Source organism: Glutamicibacter sp. NPDC090743 (assembly GCF_044769125.1).
Classification (GTDB): Bacteria; Actinomycetota; Actinomycetes; order Actinomycetales; family Micrococcaceae; genus Glutamicibacter.
This window is the reverse complement of record NZ_JBIVXE010000002.1, coordinates 577,412-592,920: the sequence shown is the minus strand read 5'-3', so window position 1 is coordinate 592,920 and position 15,509 is coordinate 577,412. Positions and strand designations below refer to the sequence as shown.

Genomic DNA, 15,509 nt, shown 5'->3' with positions numbered 1-15,509 from the left:
ACAACTCCGACTACGATGGAGCCATGAAGAATGGTGAGAAGTCCGGCAACTCGCGCGCTCCACGCCGCGTGACCGCAGCGATGGTAGCCGAACACGCCGGCGTTTCCACCGCAACGGTCTCTCTTGTTGCCAACGGGAAGTCGGCGGGCCGGGTCTCGACCGCGAATGAGCAGCGCGTGCGTGAATCAATTCGCGAACTGGGCTACTTCGTCGACAGCATCGGCAGCTCGCTGGCCAAGGGCGTCAGTTCGCTGGTGGTCCTGGTGGCCCCGGATATCTCCAACCCCTTCTTTGCCAAGGTGATCGCTGGCGTGCGCTCGGTATTGGCTAGCGACTACCAGCTCCTGCTCTCGGTCACGGATGCCGGCGTCTCCCCCAGCGCCAGCGAAACGAGGAAGATCATGGGCCTCCGTCCGGCCGGGCTGCTGGTCCATGCCCCAAGCCAGGATTTCCTCGAGGAAATTTCGAGCAACCTCCCGCTGGTGGCCCTGGATGCCCCGGGCATCGATCCATCGATTCCTGCCGTGAATATGGACGTCGCCCAGGGAGCGCGGGAAGTCGTAGCCCATTTCGCTGCACAGGGACACACCAAGGCCGCCTACCTGGATGCCAGCACCGGCACCGAGACCCTGGCAGTGCGCCGCGAGGCCTTCCTGGCGGCGGCAAGGGAGTACGGCATCGAAGTGCTGCCATCTTCTGTTGCCAGCTCGATGATCGACGTCACTGAGGCTTCAGCAGCCTTTGGCCAGCATTGGCCCAAGTGGCATGAATCGGGCGTGACCGCACTGGGCTGCGCAACCGATAACCACGCTTTCGGCGTGCTGCATGCTTCGCGCCTGCTTGGTATCCGCATTCCGCAGCAGCTTGCGGTGGCCGGATTCGACGACCTTCCCTACTCGGCAACGTCCAGCCCTTCCATCACTTCCGTGCAGCTCAACGCCCAGGAAGGCGGATGCCAGGCCGCATTGAAGCTGCGCGCGCTGCTCGATGGAAAGACCCCTGACCCACTGCAGACAATGCTGCCCAGTTCGTTGATTGTCCGCGGATCGACGCTGGGCAACAAAGGAGACTAACCGGTGAACATGCATAAATGGCCTGCCAAGGTCACTGCCGCCATCGCCCTGCTGATTGCCTTGGGGCTGATCGTCATGTCCAGCGGAGTGCTGGGCCTCATTACCAGCCCGGCAACCCCACCGGGCACCGGCATCGAATCCGCCGCGCGCAGCTGGGTGCTACTGGATTAGCTTTCCGCTCTTCGAAACTTCGGGATCGGTGCATGAGGACAAATCAAAGCAGCACGGCCGGCGCTTGCCATCACGCAGCTTGGAAATACTGGCCTCCACTCGGCGTTCGCGCGTGGAAGGGTTCTTGGTCGCACCGATCCAGCGTACCCATTCCCAGCGGGCCATGGCAGTGAGCCCTGCCCACATCTCATCCAGATCCCCAGCCTCGCCCAGGGCACTGGCCAGGTCTTGCGGAATCCCTGTTTCCGGCCAGGTTCTAGCGACCCGGGCGGTCAATTCCACTTGATCCCCCGCCTCGGCCAACAGCTGGGGCGCGCCCTGTCCATCGAGGGCCAACCAGTGGCCTCGGCGCCCGTCGGGATCTATTACGACCACGTGGCCTTCATGCGCCTGGAGAAGTTCCACCGCAACCTGTCCGCGGCTTGGCAACTTGTCGCTGGATTCCTGGTCGAGCCTGATTATCTTCCGATCGTTGACCAGATCTGCAGTTCCATTCAGTTCGAATATCTCATTGGATACCGCCATGGGAATTCCCCTTCTCCGTTGTCCAAGGGCAGTCTATGGCACGGCGGCATTGCGCTTCCACGTGGCTAGACTGCTGTTATGACCCAACCTCCGCTGCTCGTTAGTTCCTGCCTGGCCGGCATCCCTTGCCGCTACAACGGCAAGGCGAAGGCAAACCCTGCCATCGTCGAGGCCGTGGCACGAGGAGAAGCCGTTGCGGCCTGCGCTGAGGAATTGGGTGAGCTCCCTACTCCGCGTCCGCCAGCGGAGATTGTCGGTGGCGATGGCCACGATGTGCTGGAAGGCCGGGCCTGCGTGATCGACATCAACGGCGAGGACATCAGCGGGCAGTTCATAGCTGGTGCCCAGACGGTTTTGGATCTAGTCCAGCACCAGAGAATCACCGAGGCGATCCTGCAGGATCGCAGCCCCTCGTGCGGCTGCGGCACCATCTACGATGGCTCGCACACCGGAAAACTCGTTGCCGGCGATGGCGTACTGGCCGCCCTGCTCAAGCGCCGGGGCGTCAACGTCAGCGCGCCACCGGCAAACTGACACACCCTGCAAGATAACGATTCAGTTGCTCTTTTAAACAAAAAATAACCCTCGATCCGAAGATCAAGGGTTATTTTCCATTTGTGCGCGAGGGGGGACTTGAACCCCCACGACCTTGCGATCACTGGCACCTGAAGCCAGCGCGTCTACCAATTCCGCCACTCGCGCATATTCTGTTTTCGTTGCCATCGTTCTTTGCAACAAGAAATAGCTTACACACTCATTTTCCGTTCACCTAATCGAAACCCTCATTTGTGGTTAGGGACACATGGGAAACCTTTTTGGGGCATTTATCGTTGATATTGACGCACTTGAGCCGCTCAAGGATTTTTCGGCATTTGCACAGCTGAAAACAGTAAGATCGAATATGAAGTTCTGTGTTCACAGCTTGGACGGCGTGAATGCAGGCTCGCAATAACCAGCCATGGACCCTAAGGAAGGAGCACGAATAATGGGCTTTCTCGACAATGTCGAACGCGGCTTAGAGAAGGTCGTCACTAGCTTCTTTCGTGGCACCAGCACCGCAGATCTCAAGCCAGTCGAACTGACTACCGCGCTACGCAATGACATGGACCGCGGAATCATGCCAATCAGCGAGGGCCGCAGCCTTGCAGCCAATGACTTCGTTGTCTCGCTGAGCACCAAGGACTACAACACCGCGCAGGGTTGGGGGCGGGGCGTCGTCAACGAAATGGCAAAGGTCACCGCCGAGCATGCGGCAGCCCAGGACTACTCGGTCCACGGCGATATCACGATCCATTTTGTTTCCAAGGACGATTTCAAGCCCGGAGAAATGGAGATTGCCAGCTCGGTCAAGGAGTCCAGCTCGCGCCCAGCAGCCTCGGCTCCGGTAAAAGAGCGAGCAGCAGCGCCCGCAGCACCATCCGCCACCCCGCCGACAACCGCACAGCCACGTCCATCGGTCCGTCCGATTGCAGAGATCCCCAAGAAACCCATGCAGAAGCAGGCAATTCTTGAGGTCGCTGGACAGCGCTACGCCCTGCATCACCACTCCATCGTGCTGGGCCGTTCGGCCAGCACCGATATTCCCGTGGATGATTCCGGCGTTTCCCGCCAGCATGTGCGCGTCGAAACCCGTGGCAAAACCAGTTTCGTCGTCACCGATCTGGGTTCAACCAATGGAACCTACGTGGACGGCAAGAAGATTTCGGAAGAAACCCGTATATTTGACGGTTCGATCATTACTATCGGACAGACAAAAATCGTCTTTCGGCTGATTACCTCGAACAACGGAGGCCGCGCGTGAACGACCTGGTTCTAAGCTTGTTCCGATTGGGCTTTTTGGTCCTCATCTGGCTGCTCGTATTAAGCGTTGTCGGATCGATGCGCCGCGACTTGGCCATCGGATCGCGGGCCCGCACCGGCAAGCCCAGCGCTCGGGAACTGAAGAAGAATCCTGAGCTGGCGGAACCAGAAGTGCCTGCGCGCAAGGCCGCCACGTCATTGGAAGTTGTTGAGGGCCCACTGGCCGGCAGCAGCATTCCCCTCCGCGGCCAACCGATCATGTTCGGGCGAGCTCAGGATGCCACCGTCGTTCTCGATGATGACTACGCTTCAGGACGCCATGCCCGCCTGTTCCCGCAGGGATCGCGCTGGTTCATTGAAGATCTCGGCTCAACCAACGGCACCTTCGTGGGTGACAACCAGCTCTCACGCGCCCAGGCAGTGGAGCCCGGCCAGCGAATCCGCATCGGAAAGACTGTCCTGGAATTGAAGCCCTAGCCTATGGCCCTCAAACTAAAATTTGCTGCGAAATCCGACGTGGGGCGGGTTCGCAAGAAGAATGACGACTCCGCCTACGCCGGTGCGTACCTCGCGGTGCTTGCCGATGGCATGGGCGGACACGTCGGCGGTGACGTGGCGTCAGCCTCCACCGTGCTTGATTTGGTGCATCTGGACCACGATGGCACCGCAGATCCGCAAAATGCCCTGCCGGATGAGATCCAGGCCGCCAATTTGGTGCTGAATGAACTCGTCGGCGCCAACCCGAAGCTTTCGGGGATGGGCACCACCGTCACTTCCCTGCTGCTGTCGGGAAGTAACCTGCACATGGCACACATCGGCGACTCCCGCGCCTACCGCTTGAAGCACGGGGTCTTCGAGCAGATCAGCAAGGACCACACATTCGTGCAGCGGCTGGTCGACGAAGGCCGCATCAAGCCGGCCGAGGCCGAGGTCCACCCGCATAAGAACGTGCTCTTGCGCGTGCTGGGCGACTCGGATGCCTCCCCGGAACTCGATGTCGACCAGTTCGAGGCAGAACCCGGCGAACGCTGGATGCTGTGCTCTGACGGACTCACCGACGCGGTGCCGGTTCCGGTAATCGAGCAGATCATCCGCACTACCGCCGACATGGATGAAGCGGTCAATGACCTGGTTGCCATCACCTTGAAGAATGGTGCGCCGGATAACGTCACCGTGGTGATGTTCGAGGTTGTCGAAAACGCTGTCGTCGAGGGCGAAGCGCCTGCCGAACCAGAACCCGCACCGGATACCGGCCAGCTCACCATTGCCGCCGAAGGCGATGTCGAAGCCAGCGCTTCGTTGCTCCGCCATGAGATTTCCCAGCGTCCCCACCTGCTGGTGGGCGCCGCCCAGCTTGCGACGCAAACCGGCCAGATCCCGGTGGTGACCCAGCACACCGGCGAACGCCGTGCAGCTGCCTTGCTGACCCACCGTTCCCCGGCGGCCGGCGAGGTGCTGGATCCACTGGACGCGCCGGTGCAGCAGCGCCGTTGGATGATGCCGATCCTGCTGACCTTGACGGCCTTCTTCGTCATTGCCCTGGGCGTCTGGGGATACATGTGGACCCAGACCCAGTACTTCGTGGGCACTGTCGATGGAAAGGTCGCAATCTACAAGGGCGTTCCCCAGGAGCTTGGACCGATTTCGCTCTCCGAGGTCGATACAGTCAGCAAGGTGCCGCTCGAAGCCCTGCCGGAGTATTCACGCCACCGCGTTGAATCGACCATCTCGGCAGAGAACCAGCAGCATGCCCAGATGATCATCCAGGAACTCCTGGTCACCGCGAAGCAGAACTGCCCGGTCACCGTTCCCGGATCCGCGGATTCCGCCAACCAGCTCGAACTGCCCGCCTACTGCCAGGAGATAATGCAATGACCGAAGTGCAAACCGCACCGGTGCCACGGCGCAATCTCGAGCTGCTGCTGGTGCTGCTAGCCCTCTGTGTGGGCGGTGCCGCGTTCTATCTGGTGGGCAGCTCCACCGAGGATGTCGACAACACCGACTTCTACGTGCAGATGGGCATCCTGGCGGCACTATCCCTGACGGTTCATGTGCTGCTGCGCATCTTCGCCAAATATGCCGATCCGGTAATACTTCCGATTACGATCGCGTTGAACTCCCTCGGCCTAGCTATGATTCACCGCATTGACCTGGCTAAAGGAACGTCCCAGTCGGCGCGCCAGCTGCTCTGGACCGCCATTGCCATCGTCATTGCTTCGGTAGTTCTCTGGGCTATCAAGGACCACCGCCTGCTGCGTCGGTTTACCTATATCGCACTGCTGCTATCGGTCGTATTGCTCTTGCTTCCGCTGGTTCCCGGACTGGGTGTCACGATCAACGGTGCCCGCATTTGGATCCGCATGGGCATGTTCTCGCTGCAGCCAGGCGAACTCGCGAAGATCACCTTGTCGATCTTCTTCGCTGGCTATCTCTCGTCGAACCGCGACTTGATCCTGATGGCTGGCCGCAAGTTCGGACCGCTGCAGCTGCCCCGCCTGCGGGATATGGCTCCGATGGTTATCGCTTGGCTGCTTTCCATCGGCGTGCTCGTGGTGCAGCGCGATCTCGGTTCCGCGATCCTCTTCTTCGGCCTGTTCATCGTGATGATCTATGTGGCAACCGCGCGTATTTCCTGGGTGCTCATTGGCGCCTTGATGGTTGTTGCCGGCGGCATCGTCGCGGGCCTGACCATGGGCCACGTAACCCGCCGCCTGGACGTTTGGCTCAACGCCTTTGACCCTGCGATCTACCAGGCCAAGGGTGGCAGCATGCAGATCGTCGAAGGCTTATTCGGCATGGCTGACGGCGGCTTGTTCGGCACCGGCCTGGGCGCTGGTTCCCCCTACCGTGTTCCGCTGGCCAACTCCGACATGATCATTGCCTCCTTCGGCGAAGAAATTGGCCTGATCGGCGTGGCCGCGATCATCCTGCTCTACATGCTGCTGATCTCCCGCGGCTTGCGGGCCGCCTTGGGCTCGGCCGATACCTTCGGCAAGCTACTAGCTGCAGGCCTGTCCTTCACCCTGGGCCTGCAATGCATCGTGATCATCGGAGGCGTCACCCGGCTGATCCCGCTGACCGGCCTGGCAACGCCATTCATGGCCGCCGGCGGCTCATCGCTGCTGGCGAACTGGATCATCATCGCGTTGCTGCTCCTGATCTCCCACAACTCGCGCCGCCCGAAGACTGGCGGCGTAGGACCAACCGATGAATTTGCAAGTGCCAGCACGACCCTTACCTCCAGCACCAAGGCGGTGACGAAAAAGTGAATCATGCAATCAAGCGCGTTTGGGTTGCGCTAACCGTCCTGTTCGTCATCTGCCTGGGTGGACTGAGCTACATCCAGTTCTTCGACGCCAAGCCGCTCTCCGAGAATGCGCTGAACAAGCGCGAACTCTACCGCGAGTTCGATCTGCCCCGCGGCGCGATCCTGGTCGACGGCAAGCCAATCGCCGAATCCGTTCCGACAGATGATGGCCAGTTCGAATTCCAGCGTGTTTACCACGACGCGAAAACCTACGCCCATCTGACTGGCTACTATTCGCTAGCGAATGGCACCACCCAGCTCGAATCGCAGCTGAACGACTGGCTGACCGGCACGAGCTCGGATCTGCTCTTCGACCGCTTGTCGGCCATGTTCACCGGTACCCGTTCCGAAGGCGCCTCGGTTGAGCTGACCATTGACGGGCAGTTGCAGAAGACTGCCTTCGAAGCGATTCCTGACGATTTGAAGGCCACGATCATCGTGACCAATCCGAAGACTGGCGACATCCTGGCGATGGCTTCCAAGCCAAGCTACAACACCAACCAGCTGGCGGTGCACTCGACCTCCCAGGCGGCCCAGAACCTGAAGGACATCAGCAACATCGACGGCTTGAGCCCCTACCGGAACCCGGCCATCAGCAATCCGGTGACCCCAGGTTCCTCGTTCAAGATCCTCAGCACCGTTGCGGCCCTGGAATCGGGCAAGTTCGATATGGAAACCCCCATCGACAATCCGGTGTCGGTGAATTATCCGCATACGAACAAACCGCTGAACAACTTCAGTGAGGGCATCTGCGCGCGGGATACCCGGGCAAGACTAGAGTTCATCTTTGCCCAGAGCTGCAACACCCCGTTCATCGAGATCAGCCAGACCGTCGGCAAGGATGCCTTCACCGAGGTTGCCGAGCGCTTCGGCTACGGGCAGCAGCTGAGCATCCCGCAGAATGTTGTCCCAAGCGAGTTCCCTTCTGCTGAGGCCAATGAAGCGCAGATGGCGCAGATGGCAATCGGCGAATGGGAAAACAAGGCTACTCCGCTGCAGATGAACATGGCCGCCATGGCCATCGCCAATGACGGCGTGATCATGAAGCCGAATTTGATCGGCAAGGTCATCGCGCCGGATCTTCGAGTTATCGAGGACCCGAAGCCGGAGAAGTTCTCCACGGCCACCACCCCGGAAGTTGCCGGACAGCTCACCGAGCTGATGGAAGGCCCGGTTGTGAGCGGTACGGCCATGAATGCCCGCGTTCCCGGCGTGGATTTCCGAGCCAAGACCGGCACCTCGCAGCGACCGTCAGAGAACGGAGTCCGCATGGTGAACTCCTGGATGACCGGTTTCGCACCGGCCGATGATCCGCAGGTTGCCATCACGGTCAATATTCAAGACGTAGATTACAACACCGGCCACAACACGGCAGGTGCACTTATGAAGACGATGTTAGAGGCGGTGTTCAACAAGTGAGGCCAGTAACCGGCACCACCTTGGGCGGTCGTTACAAGCTGACCGACCGCATTGCGATCGGTGGCATGGGCGAAGTTTGGAAGGCACGAGACCAGGTCCTAGGACGTCTGGTAGCGATCAAGATCCTCAAAGAGGAATACACCGATAATGAGAGCTTCCTGACGCGTTTCCGCGTGGAAGCACGCCACACCGCGCTGCTGAACCACCCTGGCATCGCTGGCGTCTTCGACTACGGCGAGGAACAGGGCTCCGCCTATCTGGTGATGGAACTGGTTCCCGGCCCGCCGCTGTCCACCATTATCGAGCGCGAGCGCAAGCTCGACGTGGACCGTACGCTCTCGCTGATCGCGCAGACCGCCCGCGCGCTGGCAGCAGCCCACGAGCACGGCCTGGTGCACCGCGATGTGAAGCCGGGTAACATCCTGGTGATGCCTTCGGGCGTCGTGAAGATCACCGACTTCGGCATTGCCCGGCTTGCTGACCAGGTTCCGCTGACCGCCACCGGACAGGTAATGGGAACCGCCCAGTACTTGGCCCCGGAACAGGCCACCGGGCAGATCGCCACCGGCAGCTCTGACATCTACGCCTTGGGCGTGATCGGCTACGAGTGCCTGGCAGGACGCCGCCCGTTCACCGGCGAATCGCAGATCGCCATCGCCCTGGCACAGGTCAACGATGCTCCCCCGGCGCTGCCGGACACCATCCCGGCACCGGTACGCCAGCTGATCATGTCGATGCTGGCCAAGAACCCGTCGGATCGCCCGAAGGACGCAACGGCGCTGGCGAAGGCCGCCGATGCACTGCGCTCCGGTGATACCAATACCGCGACCTTGGCCGTTCCCGGCATGCTTGCCACCGGTATCGCCACCGACGCAACCCAAGTGGTCAACATAGGTAACGACGCCACCCAGGTGGTGCCGCGTGCTGATTCCGCGCCGACAATGACCAATGCGATGCCAACCGTGGTGGAACCTGCCGGCGCTACCAGCGGTTTATCCGGGTCCAGTGCCGCAGCCGGCGGATTCGATGACGAGGACGTGGATACCCAGGATCCGGCTGGCGAGGCCGGGGCCAAACGCAGCCCTTGGCTGATCCCGCTGATCGTGATCATCGCGCTGGCCGCCGTGATTGCCTTGCTGGCGTGGCTGATCCCTGCCATGAGCAGCGACAAGGACAATCAGCCGACGGCTTCGGTCACGCAGAGCACCGATGTTTCCCAATCCCCTTCTCCGACCGAGGAATCCACCGATCCTTCGGAGGAAACCACCGAAGCATCGGAGACCTCCGAGTCCTCTTCCCCGACCCCGAGTGAAACCGTGACCTACGTAGAGGTTCCGGCCTCGCTGGTGGGCCAGGATATCGACACCGTGACGGCAGAGCTTGAGGGCAAGGGCCTGGTCGTTGACGCGACCCCGCAGGAAACCAATGAGTACGAGCCACGCGAAGTCATTTCGCTGAACCCGACCGGCAGCGTCGAAAAGGGCGAAACCATTTCGATTACCTACGCCATGGCTCCTGAAACCGTTGGCGTGCCTTCGGTAACCGGCATGGGCTACGAAGCCGCGCAGAAGCGCATCCAGGACGCTGGGCTGGCCGTGGCCAAGGGCGAGGAACGCCATGACTCTTCGGTCGCTGGCACGGTGCTTGCGCAGGACGTTCCAGCCGGCAGCGAAGTAGAGCCGGGCACCACGGTGACCCTGGATATTTCCATGGGCCCAGAGCCCGAAGCATCCGAGTCCGCTACCCCGTCGGCATCTGAATCCCCAGAAGCTGCAGAGCCGGACCAAAGCGAAGCGCCATGAGTGAAGTCGAAGCCTTGCCCCCCGGCTTGCCACGATTGATCAACGATCGCTACGAGATCGAATCGCTGGTAGGCCGCGGCGGCATGGCGGATGTCTATCTTGCCGCCGACCATGTGCTTTCGCGCAAGGTCGCGGTCAAGGTGCTGCGCCCGGATACCGCAAGCAACCCCATGGTGGTCAATCGATTCCGCCGTGAAGCCAAGGCCGTCGCGGGCCTGAGCCATCCGAATATCGTTGCCGTCTACGACACCGGCGAGCTGCCTGCTACCGATCATAGCCGTGAGCGCTTGCCCTTCATGGTCATGGAATACGTGACCGGCCGGACCCTGAAGCAGGTGATCGCTTCGGGCGATGTCGACGCTTCCTTCGCTGTGCACGTCACCCGCGGCGTATGCAATGCCCTGGATCATTCGCACAATAACAATGTCGTCCACCGCGACATCAAGCCGGCCAACGTGATGGTGACCGATGCCGGCCACGTGAAGCTGATGGACTTCGGCATAGCCCGTGCCTTGGACACATCGGCGACAATGACGCAGACCGCCGCTGTGGTGGGAACCGCCCAGTACTTCTCTCCTGAGCAGGCACGCGGCGAACAGGTCGATTTCCGTTCGGATATCTACTCTGTTGGCTGCCTGTTCTACGAGCTGATGACCCAGCGCCCCCCGTTCACCGGTGATTCGCCGGTTTCGGTCGCGTACCAGCACGTTGGCGAGATTCCGTCAGCGCCCAGCGAGGTCAAGCACGACGTTGACCCGATCTTCGACCCGATCGTTTCCAAGGTTCTGTCCAAGGAACGCGATGACCGTTTCCAGAGCGCAGGCGCTTTCGCGGCTGCGTTGGAAGATGCACTGAACGGCATTGAATTCCATGATGACGAACCGGCACCATCAACCTACACCTTGCCGATATACGGCATGCACGGCGAGACTGAAACCGGATTCATCGCGCAGTCAGCGCCAGGCACCAGCCAGCACCCGGTCTTCGTCGAAGATGAGGCTCCCGAGGCCCCTGCACGGCACAAGTCCAACCGCGGCCTGATCATCCTGCTGACCATCATTGCCCTGATTGCTGTGGGTATCGCCAGTTTCCTGGTGATCCGCTCGATCCAGGCCGAGGCTGAAAAGCGTGCCCCAGTTGCTGTGCCCAAGGTCCTGGAGATGTCCGAAGACGACGCACGTGAATTGCTGCGCGATTCCACCTTCCAGGTGCGTGTAGAGCGGGAATTCAGTGATGAAGTAGAGCAGGGCAAGGCGACCCGAACCGACCCGGCAGAAGGGTCCATGGTTTCCAAGGAATCCACGGTTGCGCTATTCATTTCCGATGGTTCGGAACAGCGCACGATTCCCAAGGATCTGGCGAACCAGTCCGAGACGGCTGCCCGCGATGCCCTGCGTGAAGCTGGCCTCGAAGTGGGTGAAGTCAGCCGGGAGAACTCTGCAACCATTCCAACCGACTGGGTAATTGGCACCAGCCCGGAGCTGGGCTCCAAGGTGAAGGCCGGCAGCGAAGTCGACCTGATCCTTTCTACCGGCATGGTGACCGTTCCGGTCGTTACCGAGATGAGCCGTGAGGAAGCTGAAGAGAAGCTCTCTGCGGACGACATCGGGTTGGAAGTTCAGTTCGATGAGGTGGCAACCGACGACTACCCTGAGGGAACCCTGTTCAAGCAGTCCCCCGAGGCCTCCGAGGACGTGGCTCAGGGAAGCCTGGTGAAGATTTCTGTGGCCAAGGCTCCGCCGGCACCAGAACCAAGTGAAGAACCATCGCCCAGCGAGACCGAATCTCCAGATTCAGAAGAATCCGATGATCCGTCCGACAGTGCTTCGCCGACCAGTGACGCTCCGGCTCCTTCCAATGGGAACGGCCCGCCAGATCGGACTAACCCGCCACGGGAAAACGGGCGCGACCGATAGGCTGCTAGGCTACTCTCCGCTGAAGAGCGGGCTCAGGGTCGTGGCCTTCTTGGCTGCCCCCTGAAGTCCTACGAATTCCAGCCAATTGCCCAGCATCTGGTATCCCTGCTCGGTCAGCACCGACTCTGGGTGGTACTGCAGGCCCCATAGTGGTGCTTCCCGGTGCGCCAGCCCCATGATGACTCCCCCGGCGGTAGCAGCGATGATTTCAAGCTCAGCAGGGATGCTCTCGCGTACGGCTGCCAGGGAGTGGTAGCGCGTTGCGGTGAAGGGGTTGGCTACCTGGTTGAAGACCGGGTGGTTTTCGTGGCTCACCAGCGAGGTCTTGCCGTGCATTAGTTCTTCGGCGTGCGTGACCGTGCCGCCATAAGCTTCAGCGAGCGCCTGATGCCCAAGGCAGACACCGAGCATTGGCTTGCGCTGCTGCCCGCACCACTTGATCAGATCGATGCTGACACCCGCTCCTGCAGGCTCGCCCGGGCCCGGGGAGATCAGCACACCGTCGTATTCCGCAGCCAACTTGGTTGCTTCCCCAACGCTCAAATCGTCGTTGCGGTATACGGTGGTTTCCGCGCCCAGCTCCTGCAGGTAACCCACGAGGGTGTACACAAAGCTGTCGTAGTTATCGATCACGAGGATCCTGGTGCTGCTCACGGGGTGCTCTGGCCAATCGTTGAATCGGTGAATGGGCTGATGTACTGGTTCAGCCATGGGAAAACGTACATCATCAGTAATAGCACGATCGCGGCAATGAGAATCAATGCTTCAAAAATACGAAGCCACAAAGGGCCGGGCAGATTTCTAAATATCCAGGCGTACATCTCTTCTCCTAGCTCGTTGCGTCGATGACCATGTCACGGATTTCCTTCGGCGGACCTGCATCCAGTGGACGCCAATCGGTGAGTTCCGAATACGCGATCATGCGTTGCTGGGTCGAGTACTTCGGATGGCAGGTGGTCATGGTCAAGATGGACTTCGTTGGTTCCACTCCCCACCGGTGCGGGGTAGGCAACAGGACATCGCCATTGGATGGAGCCACAATCTCGGTGGCATACCAGGTGTAGGTGTAATACCCCTGTGCAGTCTGCAGATAGATTTTGTCGCCGTCTTGCAGCTTGTCAATATCCCAGAAGACCTGGCCATGCGTCTGGCGGTGGGCCGCGACGGCGAAGTTGCCCAGCTCCCCCGGTTGCTGCGTGGTCGGGTAATAGCCAATGCCGAGATTATCGATCACGTGGTCTTCCACGCCGTAGGTCACCGGGTGGTGCGATCCGCTAGCGCCAAAGCGCGGGAAATACATGATCCCGAAAGTTTCTCCGGGAGCCACTTCCGTGACCGGAGCCGGACCGTAGTCCTTCTCCTCTTCCTTCTCGTTGCCTTCCGGCACCACGACCTCGCCGAGTTCTTGCACGAGGTTTGCGGTGACTTCCTTCTGGGCCTGGGCCGAATCGATATTCGTCCACCACAGTTCCCACACCACGTAGAGCATCAGCAAGATGCCAAGGGTGATCAGCAGTTCGCCAAAGAATCCGGCAATACGGTTTCCTACCGACAGTCGTCGGTGCTGCATGCGACGTCCCTGCGCAGTGGCTGATCGGTTCACGGCGGTCTGGCTCCTTAAGGGAAAGAAATGCGCGAAATAGGTCAACTAAGATGGGTCGATACTGGCCAAAACCCAGAGTTCCAGCGGGTAACGGCTAGTATGGAAGCTACGTAGGAATGCACTAAGCAGTTCTCAGCATTCTTGCACCCAAGCCTACCGGGAAGACCTGAAGGTCACCCACATTTACTACATTAAGCAGATGAAGCCGAGGGAGCATTCGAGTGCCGGAGTCAAAGCCACGACGCAAGAAGAATTCACAGCCGCAGGAGACGCGCCAGAGCGCCCATGCCATCGATAAGCCGATGCCAGGCTGGTACAAGCCAGTCATGTTCGGACTGATGCTTCTGGGCTTGCTGTGGATCATCGTTTATTACGTTTCGCAGACCCTGTACCCGATTCCGAATATCGGCGGTTGGAACATCGTTGTCGGCTTCGGTATTGCGATGGTCGGCTTTTTCATGACAACGGGCTGGAAATAGCCGTATCGCCGGCCCCCTGCTGAGGGGGCCGGCGAAGTTGTTTAATGGCGGCTTTTGATATTAGTGGCTGACGGCTTTCAAGCCGATGATGCAACCAACCAATCCGAGAATGAAGACCATCTTCAGTACGCTGAAGGCTTCCTGCCCGGTGGCCATCGAGTAAATGACGGCAAGCGAGGCTCCGATGCCTACCCAGATGGCATATGCAGTGCCGACGGGAATTTCCTTCATGGCGTAGGCCAGTCCACCCATGGACACAACCAGCGCCGCGAAGAAGACGATGGTCGGAACGAGTTTGGAGAACCCCTCGCTCATGCCAAGAGCGATGGCCCATACCGCTTCGAATAGTCCGGAAACGATCAAAATTACCCAATGCATGCCAGATACTTTCTGGCCGTCTTGTCGCCCTCCGGGTACGGCTCCCTCGTCCGGGTCCAAGCAATGATTGCTGGTGACCACCTCAGGCTAGCAAATGCAGGCCTTGCTGTCTCGCGGCTGTGACCAAAATGCCACCTATCCTCGCGAGGATCTGCGAGTCCACAGCCCAGCGCTGAAAATACAGTGGCACATCGATAAACCATTGCTCGTTGAGTACCTGCAGCCCGCTGGCTTTCTGCAGCTGCGTTTCTGGAACCATCCCCCACCCCATCCCCGCTTCTATGGCCGCAACGAACTGCATGGAATCTGGAACATGGTGGACCTGGCCTTCCGGCCGCGCTTTAGCCCCGGCAACCCGCTGGAGCATCTCATGCTGCAAGGGATCCTCACGATCGAAGACCACCATCGGAGTGCGAACGAGCTCTTCCACGGCCCCAGTTGGTACATGGCGTTGGACCACCGAAGCTGGCGCGGCTGCGCGATAGCGCAGTGCACCCAGTTTGTCACTGATGCAACCCTGGATATTCTCCTCCGCATTGGTGACCACGGCGCTGACGCGACCGGTTCGAAGTAGCTCCAGTCCCCTGTTTTCATCGGTACGCACTATTTCACAGGAGAGGTCTTCGAACTTCGCGAGCTCGTAGAATACCGGACCGAACCAAGTGGAGAGCGAATCCGCGTTGACTCCAATGGCGATCGGGATCGGATTTTTGGAGGCTATCTCTTTGGAGAACTCTGCACTGAGCAGCGTCATCTGTCGCGCATAGCGCAGAACTTTAAGTCCATGCTCGGTAGGCCTAACCGGGCGACTGCGGACGAGCAGGACTGCGCCCAGGCGGTTCTCCAAGGCCTTGATGCGCTGGCTGACGGCCGAAGCGGTCACTCCCAGATCAATCGAGGCATCATCGAAGCTTCCCGCATCAACTACCGCAAGCAGGGTTTCGAGGTGTTCTACATCCATGTTCACATTAGGAACTCTAATCTAGAATCAGAAACTTAAGTTCGACGCAGATCAGCTAATCTCTTACAGTTTCTA

General features: G+C 59.9%; 17 protein-coding genes, 1 tRNA gene and 1 riboswitch. Of the genes, 11 read left to right on the top strand and 7 right to left on the bottom strand.

Going from position 1 to position 15,509, the window contains the following annotated elements:
* Positions 1 to 23 precede the first annotated feature (23 nt).
* Together ACIQTS_RS06200 and ACIQTS_RS06195 are read left to right on the top strand one after the other, a co-directional pair.
* Positions 24 to 1,073: a LacI family DNA-binding transcriptional regulator gene (locus ACIQTS_RS06200; protein WP_402472080.1), complete on the top strand. Its 1,050-nt coding sequence runs from the start codon at positions 24 to 26 to the stop codon at positions 1,071 to 1,073.
* 9 nt (positions 1,074 to 1,082) lie between these two features.
* On the top strand, positions 1,083 to 1,244 hold the full coding sequence (locus ACIQTS_RS06195; protein WP_402472077.1) for a hypothetical protein: 162 nt from the start codon (positions 1,083 to 1,085) through the stop codon (positions 1,242 to 1,244).
* On the opposite strand, the gene ACIQTS_RS06190 is transcribed toward ACIQTS_RS06195, so the two are convergent.
* Positions 1,233 to 1,769 (bottom strand): YdeI/OmpD-associated family protein, encoded by a 537-nt coding sequence (locus tag ACIQTS_RS06190; protein ID WP_105658667.1) that lies wholly within the window; start codon positions 1,767 to 1,769, stop codon positions 1,233 to 1,235. The genes ACIQTS_RS06195 and ACIQTS_RS06190 overlap by 12 nt on opposite strands.
* A 78-nt stretch (positions 1,770 to 1,847) precedes the next feature.
* Between ACIQTS_RS06190 and ACIQTS_RS06185 the strand changes: the two genes are divergently transcribed.
* Positions 1,848 to 2,303 carry a DUF523 domain-containing protein gene (locus ACIQTS_RS06185; protein ID WP_402472074.1) on the top strand — a complete coding sequence of 152 codons (456 nt, stop codon included), beginning with the start codon at positions 1,848 to 1,850 and terminating at the stop codon, positions 2,301 to 2,303.
* Between the two features lie 84 nt (positions 2,304 to 2,387).
* Here ACIQTS_RS06185 and ACIQTS_RS06180 read toward each other — a convergent pair.
* Positions 2,388 to 2,471: transfer RNA gene (locus ACIQTS_RS06180), tRNA-Leu, on the bottom strand.
* Between the two features lie 283 nt (positions 2,472 to 2,754).
* Between ACIQTS_RS06180 and ACIQTS_RS06175 the strand changes: the two genes are divergently transcribed.
* Genes ACIQTS_RS06175 through pknB form a run of 7 tightly spaced genes read left to right on the top strand, consistent with a single transcriptional unit; the run spans position 2,755 to position 12,013 of the window.
* Complete coding sequence (locus tag ACIQTS_RS06175) at positions 2,755 to 3,570, top strand: DUF3662 and FHA domain-containing protein (RefSeq protein WP_181148929.1); 816 nt, start codon at positions 2,755 to 2,757, stop codon at positions 3,568 to 3,570.
* Positions 3,567 to 4,046, top strand: a complete 480-nt coding sequence (locus ACIQTS_RS06170; RefSeq protein ID WP_105658670.1) for an FHA domain-containing protein — start codon at positions 3,567 to 3,569, stop codon at positions 4,044 to 4,046. The genes ACIQTS_RS06175 and ACIQTS_RS06170 overlap by 4 nt, the downstream gene beginning before the upstream one ends.
* A 3-nt stretch (positions 4,047 to 4,049) precedes the next feature.
* A complete protein-coding gene (locus ACIQTS_RS06165) occupies positions 4,050 to 5,444 on the top strand; it encodes a PP2C family protein-serine/threonine phosphatase (RefSeq protein WP_402472071.1) in 1,395 nt (464 codons plus the stop codon).
* Positions 5,441 to 6,838, top strand: a complete 1,398-nt coding sequence (locus ACIQTS_RS06160) for an FtsW/RodA/SpoVE family cell cycle protein (RefSeq protein ID WP_400289682.1) — start codon at positions 5,441 to 5,443, stop codon at positions 6,836 to 6,838. The genes ACIQTS_RS06165 and ACIQTS_RS06160 overlap by 4 nt, the downstream gene beginning before the upstream one ends.
* Positions 6,835 to 8,295: a penicillin-binding transpeptidase domain-containing protein gene (locus tag ACIQTS_RS06155; protein WP_402472067.1), complete on the top strand. Its 1,461-nt coding sequence runs from the start codon at positions 6,835 to 6,837 to the stop codon at positions 8,293 to 8,295. The genes ACIQTS_RS06160 and ACIQTS_RS06155 overlap by 4 nt, the downstream gene beginning before the upstream one ends.
* The gene (locus ACIQTS_RS06150; RefSeq protein ID WP_402472065.1) at positions 8,292 to 10,097 is read left to right on the top strand and encodes a protein kinase; all 1,806 of its coding nucleotides are present in this window, start codon (positions 8,292 to 8,294) and stop codon (positions 10,095 to 10,097) included. Before ACIQTS_RS06155 ends, ACIQTS_RS06150 begins: the two co-directional genes overlap by 4 nt.
* A complete protein-coding gene (pknB, locus tag ACIQTS_RS06145) occupies positions 10,094 to 12,013 on the top strand; it encodes a Stk1 family PASTA domain-containing Ser/Thr kinase (protein WP_402472063.1) in 1,920 nt (639 codons plus the stop codon). Before ACIQTS_RS06150 ends, pknB begins: the two co-directional genes overlap by 4 nt.
* Before the next feature lie 9 nt (positions 12,014 to 12,022).
* Here pknB and ACIQTS_RS06140 read toward each other — a convergent pair whose 3' ends face one another.
* Genes ACIQTS_RS06140 through ACIQTS_RS06130 form a run of 3 tightly spaced genes read right to left on the bottom strand, consistent with a single transcriptional unit; the run spans position 12,023 to position 13,616 of the window.
* Positions 12,023 to 12,667 (bottom strand): aminodeoxychorismate/anthranilate synthase component II, encoded by a 645-nt coding sequence (locus tag ACIQTS_RS06140; protein ID WP_105658676.1) that lies wholly within the window; start codon positions 12,665 to 12,667, stop codon positions 12,023 to 12,025.
* The gene (locus tag ACIQTS_RS06135) at positions 12,664 to 12,834 is read right to left on the bottom strand and encodes a hypothetical protein (RefSeq protein ID WP_013347422.1); all 171 of its coding nucleotides are present in this window, start codon (positions 12,832 to 12,834) and stop codon (positions 12,664 to 12,666) included. The genes ACIQTS_RS06140 and ACIQTS_RS06135 overlap by 4 nt, the downstream gene beginning before the upstream one ends.
* 8 nt (positions 12,835 to 12,842) lie before the next feature.
* Entirely contained in the window at positions 12,843 to 13,616 is a 774-nt protein-coding gene (locus ACIQTS_RS06130) for a class E sortase (protein ID WP_402472058.1), read from the bottom strand.
* A gap of 221 nt (positions 13,617 to 13,837) precedes the next feature.
* Between ACIQTS_RS06130 and ACIQTS_RS06125 the strand changes: the two genes are divergently transcribed.
* The gene (locus tag ACIQTS_RS06125; RefSeq protein ID WP_105658678.1) at positions 13,838 to 14,095 is read left to right on the top strand and encodes a cell division protein CrgA; all 258 of its coding nucleotides are present in this window, start codon (positions 13,838 to 13,840) and stop codon (positions 14,093 to 14,095) included.
* Between the two features lie 60 nt (positions 14,096 to 14,155).
* On the opposite strand, the gene ACIQTS_RS06120 is transcribed toward ACIQTS_RS06125, so the two are convergent.
* Both ACIQTS_RS06120 and ACIQTS_RS06115 read right to left on the bottom strand, forming a co-directional pair.
* A complete protein-coding gene (locus ACIQTS_RS06120) occupies positions 14,156 to 14,473 on the bottom strand; it encodes a multidrug efflux SMR transporter (protein ID WP_105658679.1) in 318 nt (105 codons plus the stop codon).
* Between the two features lie 11 nt (positions 14,474 to 14,484).
* Positions 14,485 to 14,550: riboswitch (guanidine-III (ykkC-III) riboswitch) on the bottom strand.
* A gap of 5 nt (positions 14,551 to 14,555) precedes the next feature.
* The gene (locus ACIQTS_RS06115) at positions 14,556 to 15,434 is read right to left on the bottom strand and encodes an ArgP/LysG family DNA-binding transcriptional regulator (RefSeq protein ID WP_402472055.1); all 879 of its coding nucleotides are present in this window, start codon (positions 15,432 to 15,434) and stop codon (positions 14,556 to 14,558) included.
* Positions 15,435 to 15,509 lie beyond the last annotated feature (75 nt).